Annotated in this window: 19 protein-coding genes and 1 pseudogene; 17 read left to right on the forward strand and 3 right to left on the reverse strand. The window is 74.1% G+C overall.

Features of this window, described 5'->3' with window-relative positions; translation table 11 throughout:
* Positions 1 to 249 precede the first annotated feature (249 nt).
* Positions 250 to 2,697, reverse strand: a complete 2,448-nt coding sequence (locus PV342_RS37795) for an ADP-ribosylglycohydrolase family protein (protein ID WP_500320667.1) — start codon at positions 2,695 to 2,697, stop codon at positions 250 to 252.
* A 122-nt stretch (positions 2,698 to 2,819) separates the two neighbouring features.
* Between PV342_RS37795 and PV342_RS37800 the strand changes: the two genes are divergently transcribed.
* Positions 2,820 to 4,016 (forward strand): MFS transporter, encoded by a 1,197-nt coding sequence (locus tag PV342_RS37800; RefSeq protein WP_500320710.1) that lies wholly within the window; start codon positions 2,820 to 2,822, stop codon positions 4,014 to 4,016.
* 88 nt (positions 4,017 to 4,104) lie between these two features.
* On the opposite strand, the gene PV342_RS37805 is transcribed toward PV342_RS37800, so the two are convergent.
* Positions 4,105 to 4,503 (reverse strand): MarR family winged helix-turn-helix transcriptional regulator, encoded by a 399-nt coding sequence (locus PV342_RS37805; RefSeq protein WP_500320669.1) that lies wholly within the window; start codon positions 4,501 to 4,503, stop codon positions 4,105 to 4,107.
* A gap of 431 nt (positions 4,504 to 4,934) precedes the next feature.
* On the opposite strand from PV342_RS37805, the gene wrbA reads away from it, so the two are divergent.
* From wrbA to PV342_RS37885, 16 genes and pseudogenes are all read left to right on the forward strand, one after another.
* Complete coding sequence (wrbA, locus tag PV342_RS37810) at positions 4,935 to 5,546, forward strand: NAD(P)H:quinone oxidoreductase (RefSeq protein WP_500320671.1); 612 nt, start codon at positions 4,935 to 4,937, stop codon at positions 5,544 to 5,546.
* 112 nt (positions 5,547 to 5,658) lie between these two features.
* Positions 5,659 to 6,318: a hemerythrin domain-containing protein gene (locus PV342_RS37815; protein ID WP_500320673.1), complete on the forward strand. Its 660-nt coding sequence runs from the start codon at positions 5,659 to 5,661 to the stop codon at positions 6,316 to 6,318.
* 353 nt (positions 6,319 to 6,671) lie between these two features.
* Complete coding sequence (locus PV342_RS37820) at positions 6,672 to 10,295, forward strand: S8 family serine peptidase (protein WP_500320675.1); 3,624 nt, start codon at positions 6,672 to 6,674, stop codon at positions 10,293 to 10,295.
* A 142-nt stretch (positions 10,296 to 10,437) separates the two neighbouring features.
* Entirely contained in the window at positions 10,438 to 10,923 is a 486-nt protein-coding gene (locus PV342_RS37825; protein WP_500320677.1) for an RrF2 family transcriptional regulator, read from the forward strand.
* Positions 10,924 to 11,039: 116 nt separating this feature from the next.
* Positions 11,040 to 11,921 (forward strand): RNA polymerase sigma factor SigJ, encoded by an 882-nt coding sequence (sigJ, locus tag PV342_RS37830; protein ID WP_400809278.1) that lies wholly within the window; start codon positions 11,040 to 11,042, stop codon positions 11,919 to 11,921.
* An 86-nt stretch (positions 11,922 to 12,007) separates the two neighbouring features.
* On the forward strand, positions 12,008 to 12,466 hold the full coding sequence (locus tag PV342_RS37835) for a carboxymuconolactone decarboxylase family protein (protein ID WP_400809280.1): 459 nt from the start codon (positions 12,008 to 12,010) through the stop codon (positions 12,464 to 12,466).
* A gap of 53 nt (positions 12,467 to 12,519) precedes the next feature.
* Entirely contained in the window at positions 12,520 to 14,694 is a 2,175-nt protein-coding gene (locus PV342_RS37840; RefSeq protein ID WP_500320680.1) for a SpoIIE family protein phosphatase, read from the forward strand.
* A gap of 113 nt (positions 14,695 to 14,807) precedes the next feature.
* Entirely contained in the window at positions 14,808 to 15,260 is a 453-nt protein-coding gene (locus tag PV342_RS37845) for a cupin domain-containing protein (RefSeq protein ID WP_500320682.1), read from the forward strand.
* Between the two features lie 860 nt (positions 15,261 to 16,120).
* Complete coding sequence (locus PV342_RS37850; RefSeq protein ID WP_500320683.1) at positions 16,121 to 16,870, forward strand: sigma-70 family RNA polymerase sigma factor family protein; 750 nt, start codon at positions 16,121 to 16,123, stop codon at positions 16,868 to 16,870.
* Positions 16,871 to 17,022: 152 nt separating this feature from the next.
* Entirely contained in the window at positions 17,023 to 17,748 is a 726-nt protein-coding gene (locus PV342_RS37855) for a hypothetical protein (RefSeq protein ID WP_500320684.1), read from the forward strand.
* Between the two features lie 215 nt (positions 17,749 to 17,963).
* Positions 17,964 to 18,389: an OsmC family peroxiredoxin gene (locus tag PV342_RS37860; protein ID WP_386997937.1), complete on the forward strand. Its 426-nt coding sequence runs from the start codon at positions 17,964 to 17,966 to the stop codon at positions 18,387 to 18,389.
* A gap of 141 nt (positions 18,390 to 18,530) precedes the next feature.
* Positions 18,531 to 18,827 (forward strand): annotated as a pseudogene (locus tag PV342_RS37865) (hemerythrin domain-containing protein); the annotation flags it as partial.
* Between the two features lie 11 nt (positions 18,828 to 18,838).
* Entirely contained in the window at positions 18,839 to 19,138 is a 300-nt protein-coding gene (locus PV342_RS37870; protein ID WP_400809317.1) for a hypothetical protein, read from the forward strand.
* Between the two features lie 261 nt (positions 19,139 to 19,399).
* Complete coding sequence (locus PV342_RS37875; protein WP_500320686.1) at positions 19,400 to 21,559, forward strand: SpoIIE family protein phosphatase; 2,160 nt, start codon at positions 19,400 to 19,402, stop codon at positions 21,557 to 21,559.
* A gap of 46 nt (positions 21,560 to 21,605) precedes the next feature.
* Positions 21,606 to 22,109, forward strand: a complete 504-nt coding sequence (locus tag PV342_RS37880) for a phytoene desaturase family protein (protein WP_500320688.1) — start codon at positions 21,606 to 21,608, stop codon at positions 22,107 to 22,109.
* A 32-nt stretch (positions 22,110 to 22,141) separates the two neighbouring features.
* The gene (locus PV342_RS37885; RefSeq protein ID WP_500320690.1) at positions 22,142 to 23,245 is read left to right on the forward strand and encodes a phytoene desaturase family protein; all 1,104 of its coding nucleotides are present in this window, start codon (positions 22,142 to 22,144) and stop codon (positions 23,243 to 23,245) included.
* On the opposite strand, the gene PV342_RS37890 is transcribed toward PV342_RS37885, so the two are convergent.
* Positions 23,225 to 25,177, reverse strand: coding sequence for an FUSC family protein (locus PV342_RS37890; protein WP_500320692.1), 1,953 nt, complete (start codon positions 25,175 to 25,177; stop codon positions 23,225 to 23,227). The two genes, PV342_RS37885 and PV342_RS37890, sit on opposite strands and share 21 nt — an antisense overlap.
* Between the last annotated feature and the right edge of the window lie 77 nt (positions 25,178 to 25,254).

Below are 25,254 nucleotides of genomic sequence, written 5' to 3' on the forward strand. Positions count from 1 at the left end.
CGCTTCGCCGAACGGCACTGCGGCCCCTGCGAACTGCGGACCTCCTGCACCGACGCCAGGGGTGGCCGAAACCTGACCCTGCGGCCGAAGGCCGAGCACACGACATCCTGCAGCAGTCTCGCATCGAGCAGGGCACCGACCACTGGCGCCGCCGCTACGGACCGCATCCGCGGTGGGGGCCCACCGCGCTGCCGGGCCGCGGCCCGTCTCGCACCGGGGCCCGCACCGGGCGGTGAAGGGCGGGGCTGCTCAGCTGTACGCGGCGACGAGGTCGTGGGCGAGGGCGTCCAGGACCGGGGCGAGTTCGTGGCGTCCGGCCAGGCCGGCGGGCAGGGCCCGCGCGCCGTGCGCGGCACCGAGCAGGGCGCCGGTGACACAGGCGACGGACGCGCCGTCGGGCGCCGCGGCGGCGAGGCGCAGTGCCTCGCCGACCTGGTGCCGGTGCGGGAGGGAGGCGGCGCAGTAGAGGGCGCCGCGCAGCGCCGAGAACGCGGTGGCGTCCGGGGCGAGCGCCGCGAGCCGTCGCGGGTCGGCCGGGTCGTCGGCGGCCTGGCGGAAGGCGGTGTGCAGGTGGCCGGTGGCGCCGCTGTCACCGAGGGCGTCCAGACCGGCGCGCACGGCGATGTGCACCTGCGACTGCTCGGCGAACAGGGGTTCCTGGACGTCCACGGCGCCGGTCAGGCAGTGGTGGAGCAGCACGGCCGCGTGCGCCGCCGCGGGGTGGGCGGCGATCTCCCGTGCCCGGACGGCCGCCTGTGCCGGACCGTGAACGGCTCCGGTGACGGCGACGGGGAGGGCGGCGGCGAGAAGCGCCGCTTCGGTGCCGCGCGCTTCGGCCGGTACGGGGCGCCGGGTGCGCGGGGCGTCCGGATCGGGGACCTCGTCCCCCCGGAGGGCCGCCCAGCTGCCGTCGGTGTTCCGCACGGCCGACGGGAGGCCACCAGCGGCGCGGATGATGCCCTCGACCGTCAGGCAGGCCGACCGGGTGCCGGCTCCGGCGGGCAGCGGGCCGCGGTCCGGCAGCGCATCACGGGCGCTGCCCAGCGTGTCGCCGAGAGCCAGACCGAGCAGCAGTCCGCGCACCCGGGGCAGGGCCTCCTCGCGCAGCCGCGGGCGCTCCCTGTCGAGTTCCGGCTGCTCCTCGGCGCCGTCCTCGTCGGCGCCGTCCTCCTGCGGGGCGGCGGTGCGCGCCGCCGGTAGGGGCGTCGCGGGGGCACCGGCGTCGTACGGGGCGTCAGGAGCGGGCGCCGAGGTCAGCAGCCGGACCGCGGCGTGCAGTTCGGGGTGGCCCGGTACGGGGAGCGACCCGTCCGGCACGCCGCCGATCAGATGGCCGTAGACGGCGGCGACGGCGGACGCCCCGGTCGGCCCGGCGGCCGAGTGGAGCAGGACCGGCTTGCCGGCGCGGCGCAGCCGCAGTACCTGGCGGGCGGCCTGGTCCAGCACATAGGGGAGGCCGGCGTCGCCTCCCGGACCGCCCGGCAGCCACACCCGAATGTGCTCCACGCCGGCATCGGGCGGGTCCGCCGGCGTCCCCGGCAGGCACAGCGACACCACGGCCGCGACCGGGACCGGCTCGGTGCCCGGGGCGCCCAGCAGCACTCCGGGGTCGTGCGGGTGGGGAACGGCGAAGCCGGCGTGGCCGGCGGCCGGCAGGCGGGGTGCCGAGGGCCAGCCGGTGTTGTCGTCGTTCCCGCTCCGGGCGGTGAGCACTGCCAGCCGGACGAGGTCCGGAGCGGTCAGGGCCGGCCAGCCGTGGACGGCCTGCTGCCAGTCCAGGGGGATGGCGGAGCAGCCCCAGCGTGCGCCGAGCAGGGCGCCGGTGATCGCCGCGACGGTGTCGGTGTCCGTGCCGGCCCGCACGGCCGCTTCCAGGGCGTGGCGCAGGTGCTGGGCGGGGAAGTGGCCTTGGGCGGGGTTCAGTTCGGGGACGGTGGTGTGGGTGATGGCCGACCAGGCGGCCTGGAGCGCGTGGACGACCCAGCCGTTGTTGGCGAAGTGGTGCGGGGGGTGGGTTTGTGCCTCGTCCAGCCGGTCGGCCCATGTCTGGCGGCGTTCGGGCGGGAGCAGGGTCAGGCCGTTGTGCACGCCGTCGAAGGTGCCGTGCAGTACGGCGGTGCGGATGCCGGAGCACCACAGGACGCAGGCGTCGGCGCAGTCGGGGTCGGGGTGGGTGAGCGCGCTGACGGCGGTGGCGGCCTCGGCCATCGCGGCGGGGTCGCCGAGGTGCGCGAGGGCCACGATCCCGGTCCGCATCAACGAGCCGTTCCCCGCGGTGAGCCGGTGCCCCGCGGCGTACCGGCGCGCGGCCTCCCGCAGTGCTTCCGCGGGGCTTCCGGGCAGCCGTCCGGCGGCGCCCAGAACCGTTCGGGTCTGGTTGCCGACGTCGCTGGCGCCTTCGCTCAGCCAGCGTTGGAAGCCGGCGGCGATCGCGTCCAGGGCCTCGGGGCCGCGCAGGTCCGCCCCGGTCGCCGCCACCTGGGCGACGCAGACCTGCATCTGGGTGTCGTCGGAGTACTCGCCCGGCTCGTACGGACCCAGGCCGCCGCCGATCATGCCCGGCCGCTGGTCCTCACGCAGCGTCGCCTTGAACTCGTACGGCACACCCAGCGCGTCGCCCACGGCCGCGCCGAGCAGCACCCCGGCCGCGCGGTCGATGGTCTGTGCGTCGAGACGGGGGCCGGGGGTTCGGTTCATGGCCCGGCAGCTTCGCACGTCACCGTCCCCGCCGCCAAGGATTGCGCCTCCCGCGACCACGGCCCGCCGGGCGGGCTCGTCGCGACGGATCCGACGGTCCGTCAGCTAACGTGGCAGGCGTGATCAAGCAAGCGCCCGGGGAGCGCAGTGCACGGAGCGCGTACGTCGCGGCGGCCGGCGTCTTCGCGGTCGGTATGGCCGGGACCACCCTGCCGACCCCGCTCTACGGCCTCTACCGGGAGGAGATCGGGTTCTCCGAACTGGTCGTCACGGTCGTCTTCGCGGTCTACGCGATCGGAGTGATCGCCGCCCTGCTGGTCGCAGGCGACTTCTCGGACGTCCTCGGCAGGCGCCCGGTGCTGCTGACCGCGCTGGGGCTGTCGCTGCTGAGCGCGGTGTGCTTCCTGTTCCAGAACGGCCTGCCGCTGCTGTTCGCGGGGCGCCTGCTGTCGGGCTTCTCCGCCGGACTGCTCAGCGGCGCCGGGACGGCCGCCGTACTCGAACTCGCGCCCCCCGGCCTGCGCGCGCGGGCGGGACTCGCGGCCACCGCCGCCAACATGGGCGGCCTGGGGTGCGGGCCCCTGCTGTCGGGGATCCTGGCGCAGTACGCGCCGTGGCCTCTCCGGCTGCCCTTCGTGGCACACATCGCCCTGCTGCTGGCGGCGTTCGCCGTCACGCGTGCCCTGCCCGAGACGGTGGCGGTCCGCAGCCCGCGTCCGCCGCTTCGCCCGCAGGGCATGGTCGTCCCACCGCAGACACGCGCGGCCTTCGTGCCGGCCGGGCTGGCCGCGTTCGCCGGCTTCTCCATGCTCGGCCTGTTCACCGCGGTGGCGCCGAGCTTCCTCGCCCTGACGCTGGGCGAGCACAATCTGGCCGTCACCGGCCTCGTCGTCTTCTCCGTGTTCTGCGCCTCCACCGCCGGTCAGATGCTGATGGGGCGCCTGGGTGTCCGGCGCGCACTGCCGGCCGGGTGCCTGGTGCTGACGACCGGCATGGCCCTGGTCGCGGTCTCGCTGGTGGCGGAGTCCCTGCCGGTGCTGGTCGTGGGCGCCCTGGTCGGCGGCCTCGGCCAGGGCATGTCGTTCCGCGCCGGCCTCACCGGCGTGAGCGCGGTGGCCCCCGACGAGCACCGCGGTGCGACGATCTCGGCCTTCTTCGTCGTCGCCTACGTCGGCATCTCGGTACCGGTGGTCGGCGTCGGAGCCCTCACCCTCGCTCTCGGGCTGCGGGACGCGGGGGTGGCCTTCACGATGTACGTCATCCTGGTGTCGGCCGCCGTGGGGGTGTTCCTGCTGCGCCGTCCGCCGCGCACCGAATGACGCGCACCGAATGACGCGCACCGAATGACGCGTACCGAATGACGCGCACCGCTTCACGCGGCGCGGCCGGGCCGTGCCGGGGCCCGCCTCACTCCAGCACGGACGCGATCCGCCGGATCTGATGTACCGTCATGGCCGCCGCGTCGCAGTGGACATGATCGACGACGCGACGGCGGGCACTCAGCAGCAGCGCCGGGTAGGCCGACTCCAGGCGGCGCAGGCCCTCGTCCGTCAGGCTCGTCGCCCACCCCCGGGCGTCGTGGTCGTGCCGCCTTTTCCCCACCCGGCCGCGCGCCTGGGGCGAGTTCACCATGCGCGAGATGCGGCTGAGGGACAGTGCCGTCGACGACGCGAGGTCGCCGATGCGCAGCTCGCCGCCATCGGCTTCGGACAGGCGCATCAGCACCGTGCACTCGGAGAGCGTCAGTCCGGTCGCCTTGAGGAGGTCGTCGTCCAGCGCCTTCGGCAGTGCGACGACGACCCGCATCAGGCACGCCAGGAGCGCTCCCCGTCGGAGTCCAGGGGAGCTTCGAGGGTCATGCGGGTGACCTGACTGTCCTGACCGGGGTTCTCGCGGAGTCCCCGGTGATGCCCGGTGGGGATCGGCGTGTGCCGGCCGTCTGCCGGTGACCCTCCGGCCGGTTCTGCCGGTTCCGGTCCGGCCCGGAGCGCCGGGGGACACAAGAGGACCGGCACACCGGGGGACATGGCACGGTCGTCGCGCGGACCGGAGGCGAGGGCCGCGTCTCAGGAGTGCGCAGCGTGACCGAATAGGCGCGAAAGGGATGGTTGCTTGCGTACGCACATTCCGTTACGGTGCTGAGCACGAGGTCAGAACCTCGTGCCGGCCTCCCCAGGGCGCCTTCGCCGATCCGCGCCCAGGGGAGCAGCGGCATTCCCGCAGCAAGGAGTGAAGACGTGACACGCGTCGCCATCATCTATTACTCGGCCACCGGATCCGTGCGCAGCCTGGCGCAGGCGATCGCCGAAGGCGCACAGAAGGAGGGGGCCGAGGTCCGGCTCCGCCGCGTGGCGGAACTCGCGCCCGAGGCCGCGATCAACGGCAACCCGGTGTGGGCCGAGAACCACCGCACCTCGCAGGAGATCCCCCAGGCCGAGCTCGACGACCTCGACTGGGCGGACGCGGTGCTGTTCGGCTCCCCGACCCGCTACGGCCTGCCGGCCGCGCAGCTCAAGCAGTTCCTGGACCAGACCGGTGGCCTGTGGGCGCAGGGCAAGCTCGCCGACAAGGTCTACGCCTCCTTCACCTCCGCGGCGAACGCCCACGGCGGCCAGGAGAGCACGATCCTCGCGATGAACAACACCTTCTACCACTGGGGCGGCCTGATCGCGGCCCCCGGTTACACCGACCCGCTGCTCTTCGCCGCCGGCGGCAACCCCTACGGCCCGTCGCACCCGTCCAACAACGGGGCCGACCTGCCGGACCCCAGCCGTCTCGAGGCCGCCCGTTACCTGGGCGGCCGCGTGACGCGCATCGCCGCGGCCCTCAAGCCCGGCGGCTCCCTCTGACCGACCGGTCGATCCCTGGCCGCCGTCCCGACCGGGGCGGCGGCCCACCGACAGTGGTTCCCGAAGGGGCCCACGGCAAGCGAGGTATCAAGTGACTCCGGGGAACGAGCCCATGGCGGACGTCCGGGACATGTACATGGCACACACCATGCTGCGCCGGGAGTTCCGCCTCCTGCCCCGGTTGGTGCGCGACGTCGCGCCGGGCGACGTGGAGCGCGCGGAGACGGTCGGTGCCCACGCCGAGCAGGTGTGCTCCGTCCTGCACCTGCACCACGAGTGCGAGGACCTGCTGCTCTGGCCGCGGCTGCTGGAGCGCGCGGGCGACCGGGCGACGGCCGTCGTGCCCACGATGGAGGAGCAGCACGCCGCCATCGAGGAGGCCTACGGCGAGGTGACCGGGCTGCTGCCGGGGTGGCGAGCCGACGCGCTCGACGGCGGGCGGCTCGCGGACGCCCTCGACCGGCTGCTGCCCGCGCTCCTGGAGCATCTGGCGCTGGAGGAGAAGGAGATACTCCCGCTCGCCGAGCGGTACGTCACGGCGGCCGAGTGGCGGCAACTCGGAGAGCACGGGATGGCCAGGACCCCGCAGGAGACCTTGCCGTTGGCCCTGGGGATGGCGATGTACGAGGCGGACCCGGAGGTCGTCGAGGCGCTGCTCGCCGAACTGCCCGAGCCGCAGCGCTCGGGGCTGACGGGCGCCGCACGGCACGCCTACGCCGTTCACGCCGAGCGGGTGCACGGCACGCGCACCCCGCCCCGCGTCGGCGACTGACCCCGGTGCCCGTTGCCCGGGGCGGGCCGACGGCGCCTCGCCCCGGGCACCGGTCCGCGCCCGGTCCCGGCACCGGATGCGTCTCCCGGCGCGGTGCCGCAACTCTTTCGTCCTGCCCATCTGTTGGAATCTGTCAAGATCTTTTCGAAATCTCAAGGATGTGATCGTATTCGCCCAGGAAATCGCAAGGAGGAACAGTGTTCTTCTCCACGGCTCGAAGAACGGGCTTGGCGGCTCTGGGCACCACGTCCGCCGTACTCATCACGCTCCTGAGTCCCGCGTCGGCGGGTGCGGCTGCGTCCGCCGCACCGCCGGAGGGGCCGGCGGTCCCCGGGGGCGGTTCGGTGAGAACGGTGACCCTCGTCACCGGGGACAAGGTCGTCGTCACTCCGGGGACCGGAGGCGGGCGTGACACGATCAGCGTCGAGCGTCGTCCCGGAGCCTCGGGTTCGGTGCGGATCGTCACCGAGGGGGGCGACACCTATGTCTACCCGGACGCGGCACTCGCCTACGTGGCCGCGGACCGCCTCGACAAGCGGCTCTTCAACGTCACCGCGCTGATAGCGCAGGGCTACGACGACGCGCGCGCCCCGCGGCTGCCCCTGATCATGACCGGCGGGAACTCCGCCGCCCTCCGCCGCGGTGCCGCCGCCCTGCCCGGTGCGGAGACCCGGCGCGAGCTTCCCTCCGTCGACGGTGCCGCGGTCGCGGCCGAGCGGTCGCAGGCGGCGGACGCCTGGGCCGCGCTCACCGCGGGCGGCACCGGCACCTCCGCGCAGGACACCGGGTCCCGACGGGCCGCCGCCGCCCCGCCGTTCACCGGCGGCATCGGCAAGATCTGGCTGGACGGCAGGACGAAGGCCGCGCTCGCCGACACCACGGCGCAGATCGGGGCCCCGCAGGTCTGGGAGTCGGGCGACACCGGAGCCGGCGTCAAGGTCGCCGTGCTCGACACCGGCGTCGACCCCGACCACCCGGACCTCAAGGACCGGATCGTCGACACCCGCAGCTTCGTTCCCGACCAGGACGTGCCGGACCGCAGCGGCCACGGGACCCACGTCGCCTCCACCGTCGCCGGCACCGGCGCGGCGTCGGACGGCAGGGAGAAGGGCGTGGCCCCCGGCGCCGACCTGGTGGTCGGCAAGGTGCTCGGCAACCGCGGCGAGGGACAGGAGTCCTGGGTCATCGGCGGCATGGAATGGGCCGCGCGTACCGAGCACGCCAAGGTCGTCAACATGAGCCTCGGCAGCTCCGAGCCCAGCGACGGCACGGACCTGATGAGCCAAAGCCTGAACGCCCTCAGCGCCGAGACCGGCACGCTGTTCGTCGTCTCCGCCGGCAACAGCGGCCGCGGGGCCACGCCGTACACCATCGGTTCCCCGGCCGTCGCGGACGCCGCGTTGACCGTGGGCGCGGTCGGCGCCTCCGACGACCTCGCGAACTTCTCCAGCGTCGGACCGCGCGTCGGCGACGAGGGCCTCAAGCCCGACCTCACCGCCCCCGGAGTGGACGTCCTGGCCGCCCGGTCGCAGTACGCCGGCCAGGGAGAAGGTCCCTACACGACGATGAGCGGGACGTCGATGGCGGCCCCGCACGTCACCGGCGCCGCGGTCCTGCTGGCGCAGAGGCATCCCGACTGGCCGGCCGGCCGGTTGAAGGACGCCCTGATGAGCACCAGCAGGCCGACGCCGTACCTGACCGCGTACCAGGGCGGTTCGGGGCGCGTCGACGTGGCGGCCGCGGTCCGCGCCCGGGTCACCGCGACCGGATCGGCCTTCCGCTTCCTCCCGTGGCCGAACGCGAGCACCGGCCCCGTCAGGCAGGAGGTCACCTACACCAACTCCGGTGACGAGCCTGTGACGTTGCGGCTCGCGGTGGAGGCGGGCGCCTCCGACGCCGGCGTGTTCACGCTCTCCGCCGACGAGGTCACCGTACCGGCCCACGGCAGCAGCGCCGTCGAGGTCGCCACCGACCCGGCCGGCCTCGCGCGGGGCAACCACACGGCCCAGGTCGTCGCCCGCGACGCCGACGGCGCGGCGGTCGCGCACACGGTCACCGGCGTCGGACTCGAGCCGGAGCGCTACGACCTCGCCATCGGCATGAAGGACCGCACGGGCCGGCCCATGGGCGGCTGGATCCACCTCAAGGGCGCCCTGAGCAGGTCCACCACCGCGTACGAGATCCCCGCGAGCGGAGAGCTGACCCTGCGTCTGCCGGCCGACACCTACACGGTGGTGTCGTACGCGGACGTCCAGGGCACCCACGGTCCCGACTCCCGGGGCATCGCCCTGCTGAGCGCCCCCGAGGTGGACCTGACCACGGACCGGCGGGTCGACCTGGACGCCTCGAAGGCGCACCAGGTACGGGCCGTCACACCGAAGCCCAGCACGCTGGTGAACACCAGACTGGACTTCTTCCGCTCCTTCACCTCCGCCGAGCCCGGCCCGGACGACTACGGCGCGATGCGGGAGAACGTGGTCGTCGGCCGGGGCTACGACAGCATCTGGGCGCAGCCGACCGGGGCCAAGGTGCGGCACGGCAGTTTCGTGTTCGCCACCCGCCTGCGGGCCCAGCAGACGCCGCTCGACCTGTCCTACGACGGCACGGCGATCGACGACGCCCTCGCCCAGGAGGGCAGCGCCGTCCTTCCCGACGGCACGTCGACCCTGGACGCGGTGTTCGCCGGGGCCGGTTCGCCCGAGGACTTCGCGAAGACGGCGGTCCGCGGCAAGGTCGCCGTGGTGCGCCACAGCGCCGAGGTCGCGCCCTCGGCGCAGGCATCGGCCGCGAAGGCGGCCGGAGCGAGGCTGCTGCTCGTGGTCAACGACGGGGTCGGGCGACTGACCGAGTGGTACGGGGAACCGGACTACAGCGCCCCCGTCGACGTGCCCGTCGTCTCGGTGGGCAAGGACGAGGGCGAGGCACTGATCGCACGGATCGCCGCGGCGCGCGAGCACCGGGTGCGGCTCCGGGCGACGGCGCACCCGTCCCCGTCCTATCTGTACGACCTGGTCAAGTACCACGCGGGCGCCGTGCCCAAGGACGTGACCTACCACGCGGACCCGGACCGACTGGCGCGCATCGACGTCGACTTCGCCCAGCCGCAGGGCATGCAGGCCATGGAGCGCCGGACGGACTTCCCGGCGTACGAGTGGTCCACGGGATACTCCTTCGGCCTCGCGCCCATGGCCCCCGGGCGGCGCACCGACTGGGTGACCGCGGGGGAGGACGCCACCTGGCAGCAGACCGCCTCGGTCACCGGCTGGGTGGGCGCGACGAACAGCCCCACGTCCTACCGGCAGGGCAGTGTCCAGCGGGAGCGCTGGCTCGGCCCGGTCCTGCGGCCGTGCATGTCCGGCAGCGACACCCAGGTGCGCGACGACACCTCGCTCTCGCTGGTCGTCTCCGGCTGGTGCGACTCGGGAGCCCCGCACGCGGGCTCCGCGGGAACGGAGACGATGACCACGCGGACCTCGCTGCTCCAGGGCGGCACCACCTTGCTGACGACGGACAGCGCCTACGTCAACGCCTTCGACCTGCCGGCCGAGTCGCTGCCGTACCGGATCGTCGTCGACACGGCCGGTGATCCGGCGCTGAGCCCGTACTCGTCGACGACCCGGACGCAGTGGGACTTCGTCTCGGGCGCGGCGAAGTCCGGGACCGTGCCGCTGGTGCAGCTCGACTACGGCACGGACCTCGACGCCTCGGGCAGGGCGCACCGCGCCGGGGAGGTCTCCATCACGCCCTCGGTGCTCGGCGTGTCCGCCAAGGACGCGGTGTCCTCGGTCCGGCTCGAGGTCTCCTACGACGGCGGAGCGTCCTGGCACCGTCAGGACCTGAAGGAGCGTCAGGGAACCTGGCGCACCACCCTGCACGCCCCTTCCTCGGCCGCGTTCGTGTCGCTGCGCACCACCGCCACGGCACGCGCCGGGGGATCGGTCGCGCAGACCGTCATCCGGGCCTTCGGCCTGAGGTGACGCCCGGAGCCGGTGCCGCGCCACACCGGGCGGCACCGGCTTCCGCGCGTCCCGCCCGCCGCGGTCCCGGCCTACGCCCGCCGCTCGTGTGACGTGCGCCACGGCCTTTGACGTCCTATATCCGGACGTTTACTATCCAGATATGCGAACAGGCAAGGGCGTCGAGTGGGCGGTGCACACACTGCTCAACCTCGCGTGGCTCGGGGACGGCGAGCCGGTTCCGACCGCGCGGCTGGCCGTCGTCCATGATCTGTCGGCGTCCTACCTGAACAAGCAGCTCCAGCAACTCGTCAAGGCGGGGCTGCTGGAATCCGTGCCGGGTGCGCGGGGCGGCTTCCGGCTGGCCCGCCCACTGGAGGCGGTGTCGATGCTGGACGTGGTCCTCGCCGTCGAGGGCGACGACCCCCTGTTCCGCTGCGCGGAGATCCGCCGCTGCGGCACCATCGGCGAGCGGGTGCCGGCCGGCGGCTTCAGCCGCCCGTGCGCGGTGAACACCGCGATGGGGCGGGCCGAGCTGGCCTGGCGGAAGACGCTGGCCGCACAGAGCCTGGCCGATGTGCGGGCCGAGGCCGAAGCGCACGCCCCCGCGGTGGGCTCGTACGTGCGGGGCGGATTCGGGCGCGACTGAACCACCTCTTCCCGGGCCGGGGCGGCGCTGCCCTCCCGGAACACAACTGCACCCTGATTCAGGATAAAAAACATCTCGATTTCGCCGAGCGTGCGGGTGAAGGAGGCCACGTCAGCATGAGTGTCACGCGATTGCCCAGGCAGCCCGACGTGCTCGAGGCCGAGTGGGAGACACACCGGCCCGCCGTCTTCGGGGTGGCGTACCGCCTGCTCGGGAGCGTGGCCGATGCCGAGGACGTGGCCCAGGACGTGTGGCTGCGGGCGGCCGGAGCGGATCTGTGCGGCATAGGAGATCTCCGGGCCTGGCTGGTCACGGTCGCCGCCCGGCGGTCGTACGACATCCTGAAGTCCGCACGCGTCCGCAGGGAGACCTATGTGGGTCCCTGGCTGCCCGCGCCGCTGCTGACGGGACCGGACGCGTCGGAGGCGGTGCTCGTCGACGAGTCCGTCGGGTCGGCGATGCTCCTGGTCATGGAGGAACTGAGCCCGCCGGAGCGGGTGGCCTTCGTCCTCCACGACGTCTTCGGCATCGAGTTCGGCCGGATCGCCGACGTGCTGGACACCTCGGGGCCGGCCGCCCGCCAGCTCGCGTCGCGGGCGCGGCGGAAGGTGGCCGGGGCGAGGCGGTCCGCACCGCAGGCGTCCCGGGCGGAGCGGGAGCGGCTGCTCGCCGCGTTCCGCGCCGCGTACGAGGCCGGGGACCTGGCGGGGCTGGTGCGGCGCCTCCATCCGGAGGCCGTGTACGTCACCGACGGCGGCGGCATCGTCGCCACCGCGCGCAAGGTCGTCCACGGGGGTGCGCGCGTCGCCCGGCTGATGGTGGGCGTGCTGCTGCGGTGGCGTTCGGACCGCATCGACCTCGTCGAGGTAGGTGGCGAGCCGGCCCTGGTGCACCGCCGCGAGGGCCGGGTCTTCTCGGTGGACACGGTGGAGATCGAGGACGGCCTGATCACCGCGTACCGCAGGGTCCTCAACCCGGAGAAGATCGCGCACGTGTGAATCCGCGCACCGGAGCGACACCGCCGTGCGTGACCGCGCCCCCTCGACAAGGCTGACCCCACATTCGACACCAGGAGGAGACATCCATGACCGAGCAGCAGCGCGTCAACATCGGAAAGCAGCACCCGGCCAGTTACAAGGCGCTTCTCGCGCTGTCCTCGACGGTGGAGGAGAGCGCCGCCGAGGCGGGCCTGGACCCGCGCCTGGTCGAGCTGCTGAAGATCCGCACGTCCCAGATCAACGGCTGCGCGTTCTGCCTGCGGATGCACACGCGCGACGCCCTCAAGAAGGGCGAGAACCCCGACCGCATCGCGGTGCTGCCCGCATGGGAGGAGGCCGACTACTTCTCCGCCACCGACCGCGCCGCCCTACGCCTGACCGAGGCGATCGCCTGCGTGTCGGACGGGCACGTGAGCGACGCGGACTACGAAGCGGCGGCGGACGTGCTCTCCGCGGACCAGGTCTCGGCGGTCGCCTGGCTGGCGACACTGATGAGCGCCTTCAACCGCGTCGCGATCACCAGCCGGTACCGGGTCGGCGGCTGAGCGCGCGGCCGGCTCCCGGGCGGGGCCGGCAGGTCCGGACGTACGGTTGAGCCATGCGCGCATCACCGGACGACGCCGCTGCCCGGGCGCGTGCGAGCACCCCGTCGCATGCCGCCGGGCCGGCGTCCCGGGCGGAACTGGACCGGCTGTTGGACCTCGCCGCGCGTGAGACGGGGGCCCACGCGGGCGCGCTGTTCCTGCTGGCGCCCGAGGACGAGGCACTGCGGCTCGAAGTGGCCACGGGCATGCCGGCGGCCTTCCTCGCGCCGTGGTTCGGGGTGGGCCTGTCCAACCGTGTACCGGTGGCCGACGCGGTGCGCGAGAGACGGCTCGTGTGGCTCAGCCAGCCCCAGGAACTCGCCCGTCGCTACCCGGGCACGGCGATCGCCATGCCGTACCAATTCGCCGTGGCGGCGGCACCGATCCTGGCCGACTCCACGCCCTGGGGAGCACTTCTGCTCTTCTGGCCCTGCTGCGACAACGCCGAGCTCGCCGGACCCAGCCACGAGCGCGTCGGCGCGGCCTGCCGCCGTCTGGGCCGGTTCCTGAGGGACGCCGCGGACGCGGGGCACCCGATCACCCCCGCGGCACACCCGCGGACGGCGTCCCAGCCGCCCGCCCCGGACTGGGAACCGTCGCAGGCGCTGGCCGCGGCGCGGTTCGCGGAACGCCTGCCCGGTGGCAGCGGCACCCTCGACCTCGAGGGCAGGATCACCTACCTCAGCGAGTCCGCGGCCGACCTGCTGGGCGGGACGGTCCCCGGCCTCCTCGGCAAGCGCCCCTGGCAGGCCCTGTCGTGGTCGACCGATCCGGCCTTCGAGGACCGCTTCCGCGCCGCCGTGGTCAGCCGGAAGCCGGAGGCCTTCACGGCGAGGGTCCCGCCGGGCCGCTGGCTCGCGTTCGAGCTCCACCCCGACTCCACCGGGGTGAGCGTCCGCATCGTCCCCCTCGGTCGCGACCGTGTGCTCAAGGCCGTTCACCCGGGGACGACGGTGCCCCGGGGCGAGCCGATCGCCCTCGGGGAGCTCTACCAGGTGATGCATCTGGCCGCCGCGCTCTCGGAGGCCGTCGGGGTGGGCGACGTGGTCGACCTCGTCGCGGAGGAGATGCTGCCGACCTTTCGCGCCCGGACCCTGGCCCTTGCCCTGTTCTCTCCCGACGACGGTGGCCTGAGGGTCGTCGGCTGCCGGGGCTACAACCCCTGTCCCGCGGAGATGTACCCCGGGGCGCCGCTCACCTCCGCGACCGCGCTCGGGACCCTCGCCGAGGGCGTACCGGCCTTCTTCGCCACCTTCGAGGAGATGCTCGGAGCCTATCCGCGCGCCCCCTTCCGCGAGGGCCTGGACGCCTGGGCCTACCTCCCGCTGATCGCCTCGGGCCGGCCCGTGGGCCTGTGCGTCCTGGCCTTCGACCGGCCCCACCACTTCTCCGGCAACCAGCGGACCGTGCTGACCGCGCTCGCGGGGCTGATCGCCCAGGCGCTGGAACGCGCCCGCCTCTACGACACCAGCAAGGAACTCGCGGAGGCCCTGCAGGCGGCGATGCTCCCCGACTCGCTGCCGGACCTCCCCGGACTCGACGTCGCCGCCCGCTACCTGCCCAGCGTCCGGGGCATGGACATCGGCGGCGACTTCTACGACCTGGTCCGGGTCGACGACACCACCGCGGCCGCGGTCATCGGAGACGTCCAGGGCCACCATGTCAGGGCGGCCGCGCTCATGGGCCGGATCAGGCCCGCCATCCGCTCCCAGGCCGTCGCCGGGGCCGCACCGGCGGAGGCGCTGCGGCAGGCCAACCGGCAGATGGTCGACCTGGACACGGGGCGTTTCGTCAGCTGCCTGTACGCCCGGATCGATCTCCGGCAGCGCCGGGCCCTCCTGGCCACCGCGGGCCATCCGCCACCGGTGCTGTGCGGCCCGGACGGGCACGCGGAGGTCCTCCGCGTGCCTCCGGGGCTGCTGCTCGGCATCGACCCCGAGGCGGACTACCCCACCACGGAGATCCCCCTGGAGCCGGGCACCGTCCTCGCCCTGTACACCGACGGACTCGTCGAGACCCCGGGTGTCGACCTCGACGACGCCATGGCCGGGCTCGCCGCCCGCCTCGGCCGCACCGGTCCCCAGTCCATGGACGGGCTCGCCACGGACCTGATCGACCACGCGCGCCGGACGGCCCCGCGCACGGACGACATCGCGCTGCTGCTCATCAGGTTCGTCGCCGCCGCGTAGCGGACGGGGCCCGGGCCCGCGCCGAGCGCCGCATCCGACCGCGCAGTAACGTGAGAAGGGGCTTCGAGCAGCCGAGGTGCGCGGCGCGTCTCTCCCATGTGAGGTCGGTGACCATGCCGGACAACGACACCAGCGAACCGGAACAGGGCCCCTCCCGCTCCGCCGCCGAGCCCGCCCCGTGGCAGTCGTGCATCACCACGCTGCTGGAACAGGAACCGCCCTTCCTCCCCGACCGCCCCCAGGCGATGACCCTGCTCGTGCAGTACCCGCCCGGGCATCCGGGCATCCCGCCGCACCGGCACACAGGTCCCGCGTTCGGTTACGTCATCGAGGGCGAGATGCTCTTCGAACTGGAGGGCGAACCGGAGCGGGTCGTCAGGGCCGGCGAGTCGTTCTGGGAGCCGGGCGGCGACGTCATCCACTACCAGGACGGCAACAACCAGGCGGACCAGTGGCTGCGCTTCGTCGTGGTGATGCTCTGCGAGCAGGGCAGGCCCATGCTCACGTTCGTCGACGACGAGGAACTCGCCGCCCGCCGGGACCGCCGCGCGCCGCGCCCGTCCTGACCCGGCCGGCGCACCCGGGGACGGGCGTCCGGGTCACCGGCGCGGCAGGCCGGCATCGGGAAGGGCGCCGGTCAGGGTACGCAGGGCCTTGGCCGTATGCCTCCTGACCGCCCCCGCGGAGCAGTTGAGCAGCGAGCCGTCACCTCGACGCCGAGGCCCTCCAGGTACCGCGGCGTGACCACGGCGCGCTGCCGCGGCGGCAGGCGGCGCAGGGCCCGGCGCAGCGCGTCGTCCTGGTCCGCCGCCCGGTACCGGTCGCCGGGCAGGGCCGCCCGGGGGCGTTCGGGCGTACGGCACCTCCCCACGCCGACGCCACCTCCACCGGCACACGTGCACCCGCGCCATGACCTCCCCCACGTAAACCCCGCCCGCACGTACGTCTCGCGCATGGCGTCGCGGATGTGCCGCCTCTTCGGCCAGCTCCTCGCGAGGGCGGTCTGCAACAGTTCCCCGGAGAGGCGCCGGTCGCCGGTGGGCAATCCAGGCCGTGCGCAGCAGGCGCGGCCCGCAGTGGGCCGCGAAATCCTCGGAATCCGTCCACCCGCTCCTCCTCGGGCGGTGGGCCCGGCTCGGCGGCGCTCAGGTTCACGCCAGGGAGACGAGGCGGCCGCGGGGGTGTGACAGCGGCGGTGCGCGACGGCCGGTGGACGCCGGGTGATGCGTGACCGGTCCGCACCGGATCCGCGATGTCCGGGACGCCCGGGCGGGTCACATCCGCGAGGGCCGCCTCGTCTCCCTGGCGAGCCCCGGAAGGACACAGGACACCCGCGGCGCGGACCACCCCCACACGCCCTCGAACTTCGGCGAGGTTGATGCGTGCGGCCGCGTTGTGTGGTCTCGTACGAGAGGGAGGATGCCGCATGGACGTTGCCACTGACGCGGTGCCGATCGCGGAGCTGCTCGACGAGCGCCGGCATCTGCTCGATGTCGCCCACCGGATGTCGGACGGCCTGCGCGACGCGGAGAGCGTGATCGACGAGACCTACCGCCGGTGGTACGCGCTGTCCGGCGCGGAGCGTGCGCGGATCGAGTCGCCCCGTGCCTGGCTGTCGGGGACCGCCGGCGACATCTGCAGGGGCCTTCCGGCCACGTCCGGCCGGGAGGGCGGCGCCGGGCCCGGCCTTCCGGTGACGGGGTACGACCACGAGCTCACCGCCGTCGCGCTAGGCCGGCTCCTGGCGCAGCGCTCCGGTGTTTCGCGCTCGCCCTCGCCCACCCCGGAGCACGACGCGGTCGTCCGCGCCGTCGGGGAGGCCTGCGCGGCGGGCGACGCATCCTCCTTGTCGTCCGCGCTGTCCCCCGACGCCATGGCCGTCTTCGACGGCGGCGGCAAGGTCCGCACGACGCTGCGGTCGGTGCACGGCGGCGAGCAGGTCGCGCGGAGCCTGCTGACGCTGCTCGGCCCGCACCCGCGCACCACGCTGACCGCCCAGTCCGTGAACAGCCGTACCGGACTCGTGGTGAGGTGCGACCACATCGTGGCCGCGGTCATCAGCCTCGACGTCGTCGACCGGCGGGCGGCACAGGTCTGGGCCGTGCTCAATCCGGAGAAGCTGCGCCGCTGGAACCAGCGCGCTCATGCGACCGGCGTCCCCACCCCCGAATCCTGAGCGGGATCCCGTACGTCCGTTCTGTCACTTCGGCGGCGGCCGCGTCGTCTCCCTGACGGGAACGTGATCGCGACCACGCGCTCTCGCCCCCGGGCGCCATCTCAAGCAGCAGGGGCGCCCGTTCGCAAGTGCAGACAGAATGGAATGCAAGCGTGACGACGATGCTCGACCGCTATTTCGAGATCGTGGACTCCGCCGACGGCGGTGACTCGCACCTGGACGGCCTTCGCGACATCCTCGCCGAGGACGTGGTGCTGATGCACAGCGGCGACATGGTCCGGGGCCGGGATCTGGCCGTGGACCTCCACCGGACGCAGGCCGCCGGCTGGAAGGAGTCCAAGCACCATTGGACGTCCTCCGCCGCGGCGGACGGCTCCCTCACGGGCACGTGGAGCCAGGCAGGACTGGACCTCCGGGGCAACGGCTGCTCCGGCAGCGGCCAGGTCTCCGCCTCCCTCGACCCGGACGGGCGGATCTCCCGCCTCCACCTGACGCTCACCGGCGGGTCGGACCGGGCCCGGGTGCTCATCGCCCGGCATCTGGAGGTCTGGATGACCCCGGACCCGGTCGCGCGCGCCAGGGCGATGGAGGGCATCTACACCGAGAACATCACGTTCATGGAGCCCGACCACGTATTCGAGGGACGGGACGCCCTCAACGAATACATCAGCGTCGTGCAGCAGCAGGCCCCGCCGCTGAGCGGCCTCCTGACGGGTCACTCCCACAACCGCGAATTCATCCACTGGTCCTGGGACTTCGGTTTCCCGGGCGGCAAGTCGGCATTGGGGTCGGAGATCCTCCAGTGCGACGGGGACCTGATCGAGAAGATCGTCATCTTCAGTTCCGACATGGACGTCGTCACCGAGGGCATGCGGTAGCCGCGGCCACGCCACACCCCTGAGGGGCCGGGCCCGTGCGCGCCTCGTGCAGGCGTGCAGGGGTCCGCCCCGCCACTGTCCATCGGTATTTCCTCCCGTCCACGCGTTCACGGGCCCGGCCGGAAGATGGGGAGTTCTCCCGATGGCCCGGGGGCGCCCGCTCTGAGAGCGTCGGCGGCGCGGAACATGATCGAGTCACCCCTGAAAGGTTCATCGTGGCAACCACGCGTAGCGCGCACACCGTCTGGGACGGCGACCTGCTCGGCGGCAAGGGCACCGTCACCTTCGACTCCTCCGGCATCGGCCGGCAGCCGGTGTCGTGGCCCTCGCGCGCCGAGGACGCAAAGGGCAGGACCAGTCCGGAGGAACTGATCGCCGCGGCCCACTCCAGCTGCTTCTCCATGGCCCTCTCGCACGGCCTGACCGGTGCGGGCACGCCGCCCACGAAGCTGGTCACCTCGGCGGACGTCACCTTCGAGCCGGGCGTGGGCATCACCGGCGTGCACCTCACCGTCGAGGGCACCGTGGCGGGCCTGGACGAGGACGCGTTCGCCGCGGCGGCCGCGGACGCCAAGGAGAACTGCCCGGTCAGCCAGGCCCTCGCGGGCACGGGCATCACGCTGACGGCCAAGCTCGTCTGACCGGTCCGCATGACGACGGGCGCCGCGCCCCTGCCTCCCGGCGCGGCACCCGGCACCGCCACCCGGCACCGCCACCCGGCACCGCCAACCACAGGATCCCGTGCACCCGGCAGCCGACCGGCCGATGGTCGACGTGCTGACATGCCCGTGCTCCCCAAGGCCGTACGCGGTGTGCAAGCCCGGCGACGTCCGGCGCGTGGCCGTCGTCTCCGACCACGTCGCGCTGGGTGCCATCTCCTGCAGCGGCACCACCGGGGACAGGACCTGCTGCTGTGGCCGTTGCTCACCGCACGCGGCGGTCACACCGCCGCTGCCGTCGTCCCGGTGATGCGGGAGCAGCACCGGGCCATCGAAGGCGCGCGCTCGATTTTCCTCCGGTACCTCGCCGACTGGCGTTCGACAGCCCGGTCCGGCGGTGAACTGGCGGCGGCGATCGAGCGGTTGACCCTATGGGCGGTCCGGCATCACGGGCTGGAGGAGAAGGAGGTCCGCCCCGCGGCGCGCGGCACGTCACCGCGGCGGAGTGGGCCGGGCTCGCCGGGCACACCTTCGCAGGCCACGACACGAAGACGCTCGCACTGCTGTCCGGCATGCCGGCCCACGAGGAGGGAACCCGCGCCGCCAGGGGCCCGCTGACCGGCGCCCCGCGCTCCGTCCGCCTCTTGATCCCCTTCATCGGCCGCGGCGCCTACGCCTCGCGCACCCGGAGCATCCACGGCACCGCCAGGCCGCCCCTACCGGGCGGCTGATCCCGGCATTCCCGGTCCTTCCCCCGTGCCCGCTCTGACCTGCGGCAATCACGGTCGGTGACGGTCGCCCGCGGTAGTCGGCGCCTGTGGATGCCGTAGCGCCCCTTGGGGCGTATGGTCCGGTTATGGGACCAGAGCGGTGTGGTGGCCGCGAGGCTCAGCGCCACCGGCGGACGGCTCGGCGCGCACGCTACCGCCGTTGTCCGGCCCACGGGTCCCGGCACCAAGGCGACGGGGGCGAACGCGGTGACCCGGCATGACGTGACGCAGAAAACGGGCGGTATGCGGCGTCTCGCCGGCCTGTTCGAGCGACTCGTCCGGAACACCGACACCGCGGTGGGCATGCTCTATGTGCTCGCGCCGGAGGCGCGTGCGCTGGACCTGGTGGCGCTGTCCGGTACCTCCCGGCGGATCGCCGCCCCCTGGGCACGGATCGCGCTCGACGACGCGGCGCCGGTGGCGCAGGCCGTGCGGGAACAGTCGCTGGTCTGGGTGGGCAATTCCCGGGAACTGGCCGAGCGCTTCCCCCGGGTCGCGCTGGTGGCCCCCTACGAGATCATGCTGGCGGCGGCTCCGATCATGGACGGCGGCGAGGCGTGGGGGGCGGTGTGCCTGCTGTGGCCGGTCTGGCACCCCCCGGTACTGAGCCCCGGCGAGCGGGACGCCATCGGGATCTTCTGCGGCAGGTCGGGGCGGCTCCTGCGGCACTACTCGGACCGGGGCCAGCCCGTCGTGGCCGGCGCCGACCCCCTCATCCTGCGGGCGGTGCGCCGCCGTGAGCCGGGGCGGGCCGAGGCGCTGGCGGCGTACGACTTCGCGGAACGGCTGCCGACCGGGTGCTGCTCGCTGGACCTGGAGGGCCGGGTCAGGTTCCTCAACGCCGCGGCCGCCGACCTGCTCGGCGCCGGTGCCGCGGACCTGATGGGCTCACTGCCCTGGGAACGGCTGCTGTGGGTCGACGGCCCGGCGTTCGAGGACGCGTACCGCGCCGCCGTCATCAGCAAGCAGAGCACGTCGTTCACCGCCCTGCGCCCCCCTGACCAGTGGCTGTCCTTCCGCCTCGTGCCAGGAGCCTCGGGGGTCAGCGTCACCGTGACCCCGGCGGCGGGTGCGCCCGAGCAGGCCGCTGACGGGCCGGCGCTTCCCCCGGGCGCCCGCGCCCCGGTCGGCGCCTCGGAGATGTACCAGTTGATGTATCTGGCCGCGACGCTCACCGAGGCGGTCGGCGTGCAGGACGTGGTCGACCAGGTCGCCGACCAGCTGGTCCCGGCGTTCGAGGCCCAGGGCCTGGTCGTGCTCACCGCCGAGGGCGGCCGGCTGCGCGTCGTCGGCCACCGCGGCTACAGCGACGAGTTCATGGCCAAGGTCGACGGAACGCCCCTGACCTCCTCCATCGTGACCGCCCGCGCCCTGAGCCGGGGCACCCCGCTGTTCTTCACCAGCTTCGCCGATCTGCACCGCGCCTACCCGCAGGCCCTCCGCTTCCGGAACCGGGACGCGTGGGCCTTCCTCCCGCTGATCACCTCGGGCCGCCCCGTCGGACTGCTGGTCCTGTCCTACGACCGGCCCCGTCCCTTCCCGCAGGCCGAGCGGAACGTCCTGATCGCCCTGGCCGGGCTCATCGCGCAGGCGCTGGACCGCGCCCACCTCTACGACACCAAGCACCAGCTCGCCCGCACGCTGCAGACCGGCCTGCTGCCCAAGGAACTGCCGCGGATCCCCGGTCTCGAGGTCGCGGCCCGCTACCTGCCGGCCGGCCACGGGAGCGAGATCGGCGGCGACTTCTACGACCTCATCCACTGCGGTCCCCGGTGCGCGGCCGTCACCATCGGCGACGTGCAGGGCCACAATCTGCAGGCCGCCGCCCTCATGGGGCAGGTGCGCATCGCCGTGCACGCCCACGCCACCGCCCATTCCGCACCCGGCGACGTGCTGGCCCGGACCAACCGACTGCTCTCCGATCTGGACCCCGGCCTGTTCACCAGCTGCCTGTTCGCCCACATCGACCTGGAGCGGCACATCGCCCGCCTGGCCACCGCCGGGCACCCCCCGCCCCTGATCCGGCGGCCCGACGGGAGCGCGGAGATCCTCGGTTTGACGCCGGGACTGCTGCTGGGCATCGCACCTGACGGCGACTACCCGACCACCGAGATCCCGCTGCCCCCGGGCACGTTGCTGGCGCTGTACACGGACGGCCTCGTGGAGTCGCCCGGAGTCGACGCGGAGTCCGCCGCGGGCGACCTCGTGCGGCACCTGATGGCGACGGCCGATCTGGGAGTGGACGCCGTCGCGGACAGCCTCCTCGAACACGCCCTGCGGACCGCCCCCGGTACCGACGACACGGCCCTGCTGATCGCCCGCCCGAGCGGCCCCGGGGGCGCCCCGCCGGCGGACGAAGGACGACGAGGGACAGGACCATGATCCTTAGTGGACACGGGAGGCCCCGCGGCGCGGGGAGGACGGGGCGATGACGGCCGCGGACACCTACGACGCGGTCGTGGTCGGCGGCGGCCACAACGGACTGGTGGCGGCCCTGTACCTGGCGCGGGCGGGGTGGTCGGTGGCCGTGCTGGAGCGCAACGCCGCCGTGGGCGGCGCCATCGCCGGCGGCGAGGTGACCCTGCCCGGGTTCGTGCACGACCTGTACTCCACCAACCAGAACCTCTTCCTCGGTTCCCGGGCCTACGCCGACTTCGGCGCCGAACTGGCCCGCCACGGGCTGCGGTTCCGCACCACCGACCGCCCCTACGCCAATGTGTTCCCCGGCGGCCGCGGCATCTGCGTGTACGGCGACCACGCACGCACGATGGAGGAACTGGCGGCACACGACCCCGGGGACGCCGAGGGTTTCGCCGGCCTGTACCGCGAGTACCAGCGGTTCGCACCGCACCTGTTCGCGCTCTACGGGTCCGCGCTGCCGTCCTCGTCGGCGGCGCCGAGGTCCTGGGTCTGCTGCGGCGCCACGGCGTAGGCGGCGCGGGCGACCTCGCGCACACGCTGCTCATGAGCACCCGTGAACTGGGCGAGGCCTGGTTCGCCACACGCGAGGCGCAGGCGATGGCGGCCTGCTGGGGCATGCACCTGGACTTCGCACCGGACGTGTCCGGCGGGGCGATGTTCCCCTTCCTGGAACTGTTCGCGGACATGGAGAACGGCATGGCCGTCGTCGAGGGCGGCGCACAAAGGCTGCCGCAGGCGCTCGCGGCGGTGCTCGCCGACCACGGCGGCGAGGTCCGCACCGGCGCCGGCGTCGACCGTGTGCTGTGCCGTGACGGGCGTGCTGTCGGCGTGCGCACCGCGGACGGCGGCACGCTGAGGGCGCGGCGCGCGGTGATCGCGAACACCGGTCCGGGCGTGCTGTACCAGCACCTGCTGGAGCCGGAGTTGGTTCCCGCGCGGGTGCGGCGCGGGGCGGACCGCTTCCTCTACGGCCCGGGCACGCTGATGGTGCACCTCGCGCTCGACGGCCCCCTGCCCTGGGCGGCGGGAGAGGAGTTGTCCGGCTTCGGGTACGTCCATGTGGCGCCGTACGTCGACGACCTGGCGCGGACCTACACCGAGTCCCAGGCGGGGCTGCTGCCCGCCGCCCCGCCGCTGATCGTCGGGCAGACCTCCGCGGTCGACCCGACCCGGGCCCCCGAGGGCCGGCACGTCGTGTGGATCCAGGTCCGTACGATGCCCACCCGCATCCGCGGTGACGCGGCGGGCGCGATCGAGCGGACCCACTGGCCTGAGGTGGCCGACGCGATGACCGACCGGGTGCTGGCCAAACTGGAGCGGTATGCGCCCGGCAGCCGGGAACGCATCGCCCACGTCACCTCGTACACCCCGCGGGACCTGGAGGCGGCCGATCCCAACCTGGTGGGCGGCGACAGCACCGGCGGCAGCCACCACCTAACCCAGAACTTCCTGTTCCGGCCGATGCCCGGACACGGCGGCTACCGCACGGCGATCCCCGGCCTCTACTTGACAGGTGCCGCGACCTGGCCCGGCGCCGGCAACAACGCCGCATCGGGTGTGCTCGCAGCGCGCCGGGTGCTGAGGGACTCCCGCTTCCGGCGGTGGGACCGGCGCGCCCAGGCGGGCTCAGCGCCGCCCGCGCCGTAGCGGCCGACGGCCGCACTCCCCGGTGTGAGGGGCGCTCAGGGCGCTGTACAGGGCGTGCAGTACGGCGTCGAGGCGGGCCGGCAGCACGCGCCGGGGAAGGTCGAGGGGCGGGGGAGGGGCGCCGGTCGCGGCGGAGTCGGCGAGGGTGTCGAAGGCACGCCGGACACGGGCGGCGTCGCCGGGGGCGGGCCGCGGCCGCGGCGGGCGGGTGGTGGAGACGGCCAGATAGCCGAGTTGCTGGGTGGCGGCGATCGCCGGCCAGAGCCGGGCGAGTTCGCGGGGGGCCGGGCGGTCTCCGGCGGCGCTGTCGGCGACCGTGCGGAGGTTGATCAGCTCGGTGCGCAGGCGGTGCCGGGCCGTGGCGGCGGCGCCGCTCCCGGGGTCGTCGGTGGTGAGGATCAGGTGCCAGGCCGTGCCCTCCGCGTGGATGACGTGGGCGAGGGTGCTGGGGAGCCGGACGGTCGAGGTGCGCCGCCACAGGCTCAGACCCGCCGCCACACCGACGACGCAGCCGCAGGCGGTGTCCAGGAGGCGGGCGGTGACGAGCTGGTCCACGGGCAGGGCCGGTTGCGCGGCCTCGGTCAGGAACAGCGACAGGGGGGTGATGAAGGCGACGCCGAGCGCGTAGTTGTGGGCCAGGACGGCTTCCGCGGCGAACTGTGCGAGCATCACGGCCGCCACGAGGGCGGCCGCGCCGGGGTGGAGGGCCAGGACGGTGCCGCCGAGGAGGACGCCGGCGGCGGTGCCCGCGCCGCGCTGCAGGCCGCGCCGGATCACGGTGGTGACGTTCGCGCCCTGCAGGACGACGATGGCGGCGCCGGAGGCCCAGTAGGGCTGTGCGAATCCGCTCAGGTGGGCGAGCCAGCCGGCGATGACGGCGCCCGATCCGACGCGCAGCGCGGCGGGCAGGACCAGAGAGTGCCGTTTCCTGGCGGAGGCCAGCAGCCGTGTGGCGCTGGACGGTTCGAGGAGTTCCCCCGCGTCGTCCGGCGGTGCCCCCGACACGGCATCGTGGACGGCCTGCTCGACCTCGCCGCGCACGGCACGCCACGCGGCGGGCTCCCCGCCGGGTCCGGGGGCCGGGAGCGGGGGAGGGGTGCGCCGCTCGCGAAGGCAGCCGGCGGTGCTGCGCAGCGCCCCGGCCAGATCGTCCGGGAGCGGCTCACGCGATGCGGCGGCGGCGCGGACGGCGGCGGCGAACACATGATGGGCCTGCCGCACCGCGGGTCGCAGCCGTGCCCGGCCGCCCGTCCGGCCCCGGGGCTGGGGCGGGGCCGCGACGGCGTACCAGGCGGTGCGCAGTGCGATGGCCGCCTGGTGCTGGGCGGCATCCTGGCGGGGGCCGCCGATCGCGTCGAGGTGGGCGGCGAGCTGCTCGTAGGCGTCGGCGACCGCCGTGGTCTCCGGGCGGCGGCGGTCGACCAGGTACCCCGACATCGAGACCAGCCAGGCGCAGGCCGCGCCGGCCGCGGTGAGCGTGACCCGCTGCCCGGTCGCCGCCCCGTCGAAGGGCAGCGGAGTGGACATGGCGCAGGCGAGGGCGAAGAGGTAGCCGCCCGGCGGCCCGATCCGCAGCGCGTCGCAGACGTACGTGGCGACCGCGCCGACAAGGCCGATCATCACGGGTGCGAGCCAGATCCTGCCCCCGGCGAGCGACCCCGCGGCGACGGAGAGCACGAAGCCCGCCCCCACCCCGGCCAGGAGCACCGCGCGCCTGGCGTAGGGCTCCTTCGCGCCGTACACGGCGGTGAACGCGCCCATGGTGGCGGTCAGCCCCAACGGCAGGTGGCCGGTGGCGGCGCCGGCGGTCAGGGGGATGCCCATGCTCACCGCCGCGCGCAGACCGGGCGCGTACCGGTAGCCGGGGCCGCCGCCGGGGCGCAGGGCGTCCCGCAGGAAGCGGCCGGCGCGGGCGGCTGGGGAGTGGGGCAAGCTCGTGGCCTCCGTACGTCCGGACGGCGTCGGAACCCGTGCCCCGCCCGCCCGTGTGACGAGTCCTACCAGAGCGC

This window comes from Streptomyces sp. PA03-3a, from assembly GCF_033792735.1.
GTDB lineage: Bacteria > Actinomycetota > Actinomycetes > Streptomycetales > Streptomycetaceae > Actinacidiphila.

What these genes read in the sequence shown, in the direction of transcription:
- PV342_RS37885 (WP_500320690.1), top strand. Translation starts at nt 22,142, where the DNA reads ATGAGCACCCGTGAACTGGGCGAGGCCTGGTTCGCCACACGCGAGGCG.
- sigJ (WP_400809278.1), top strand. Translation starts at nt 11,040, where the DNA reads ATGAGTGTCACGCGATTGCCCAGGCAGCCCGACGTGCTCGAGGCCGAG.
- PV342_RS37795 (WP_500320667.1), bottom strand. Translation starts at nt 2,697, where the DNA reads ATGAACCGAACCCCCGGCCCCCGTCTCGACGCACAGACCATCGACCGC.
- PV342_RS37850 (WP_500320683.1), top strand. Translation starts at nt 16,121, where the DNA reads ATGGACGTTGCCACTGACGCGGTGCCGATCGCGGAGCTGCTCGACGAG.
- PV342_RS37815 (WP_500320673.1), top strand. Translation starts at nt 5,659, where the DNA reads ATGGCGGACGTCCGGGACATGTACATGGCACACACCATGCTGCGCCGG.
- PV342_RS37845 (WP_500320682.1), top strand. Translation starts at nt 14,808, where the DNA reads ATGCCGGACAACGACACCAGCGAACCGGAACAGGGCCCCTCCCGCTCC.
- PV342_RS37880 (WP_500320688.1), top strand. Translation starts at nt 21,606, where the DNA reads ATGACGGCCGCGGACACCTACGACGCGGTCGTGGTCGGCGGCGGCCAC.
- PV342_RS37805 (WP_500320669.1), bottom strand. Translation starts at nt 4,503, where the DNA reads ATGCGGGTCGTCGTCGCACTGCCGAAGGCGCTGGACGACGACCTCCTC.
- PV342_RS37840 (WP_500320680.1), top strand. Translation starts at nt 12,520, where the DNA reads ATGCGCGCATCACCGGACGACGCCGCTGCCCGGGCGCGTGCGAGCACC.
- PV342_RS37870 (WP_400809317.1), top strand. Translation starts at nt 18,839, where the DNA reads ATGGGCGGTCCGGCATCACGGGCTGGAGGAGAAGGAGGTCCGCCCCGC.
- PV342_RS37835 (WP_400809280.1), top strand. Translation starts at nt 12,008, where the DNA reads ATGACCGAGCAGCAGCGCGTCAACATCGGAAAGCAGCACCCGGCCAGT.
- PV342_RS37825 (WP_500320677.1), top strand. Translation starts at nt 10,438, where the DNA reads ATGCGAACAGGCAAGGGCGTCGAGTGGGCGGTGCACACACTGCTCAAC.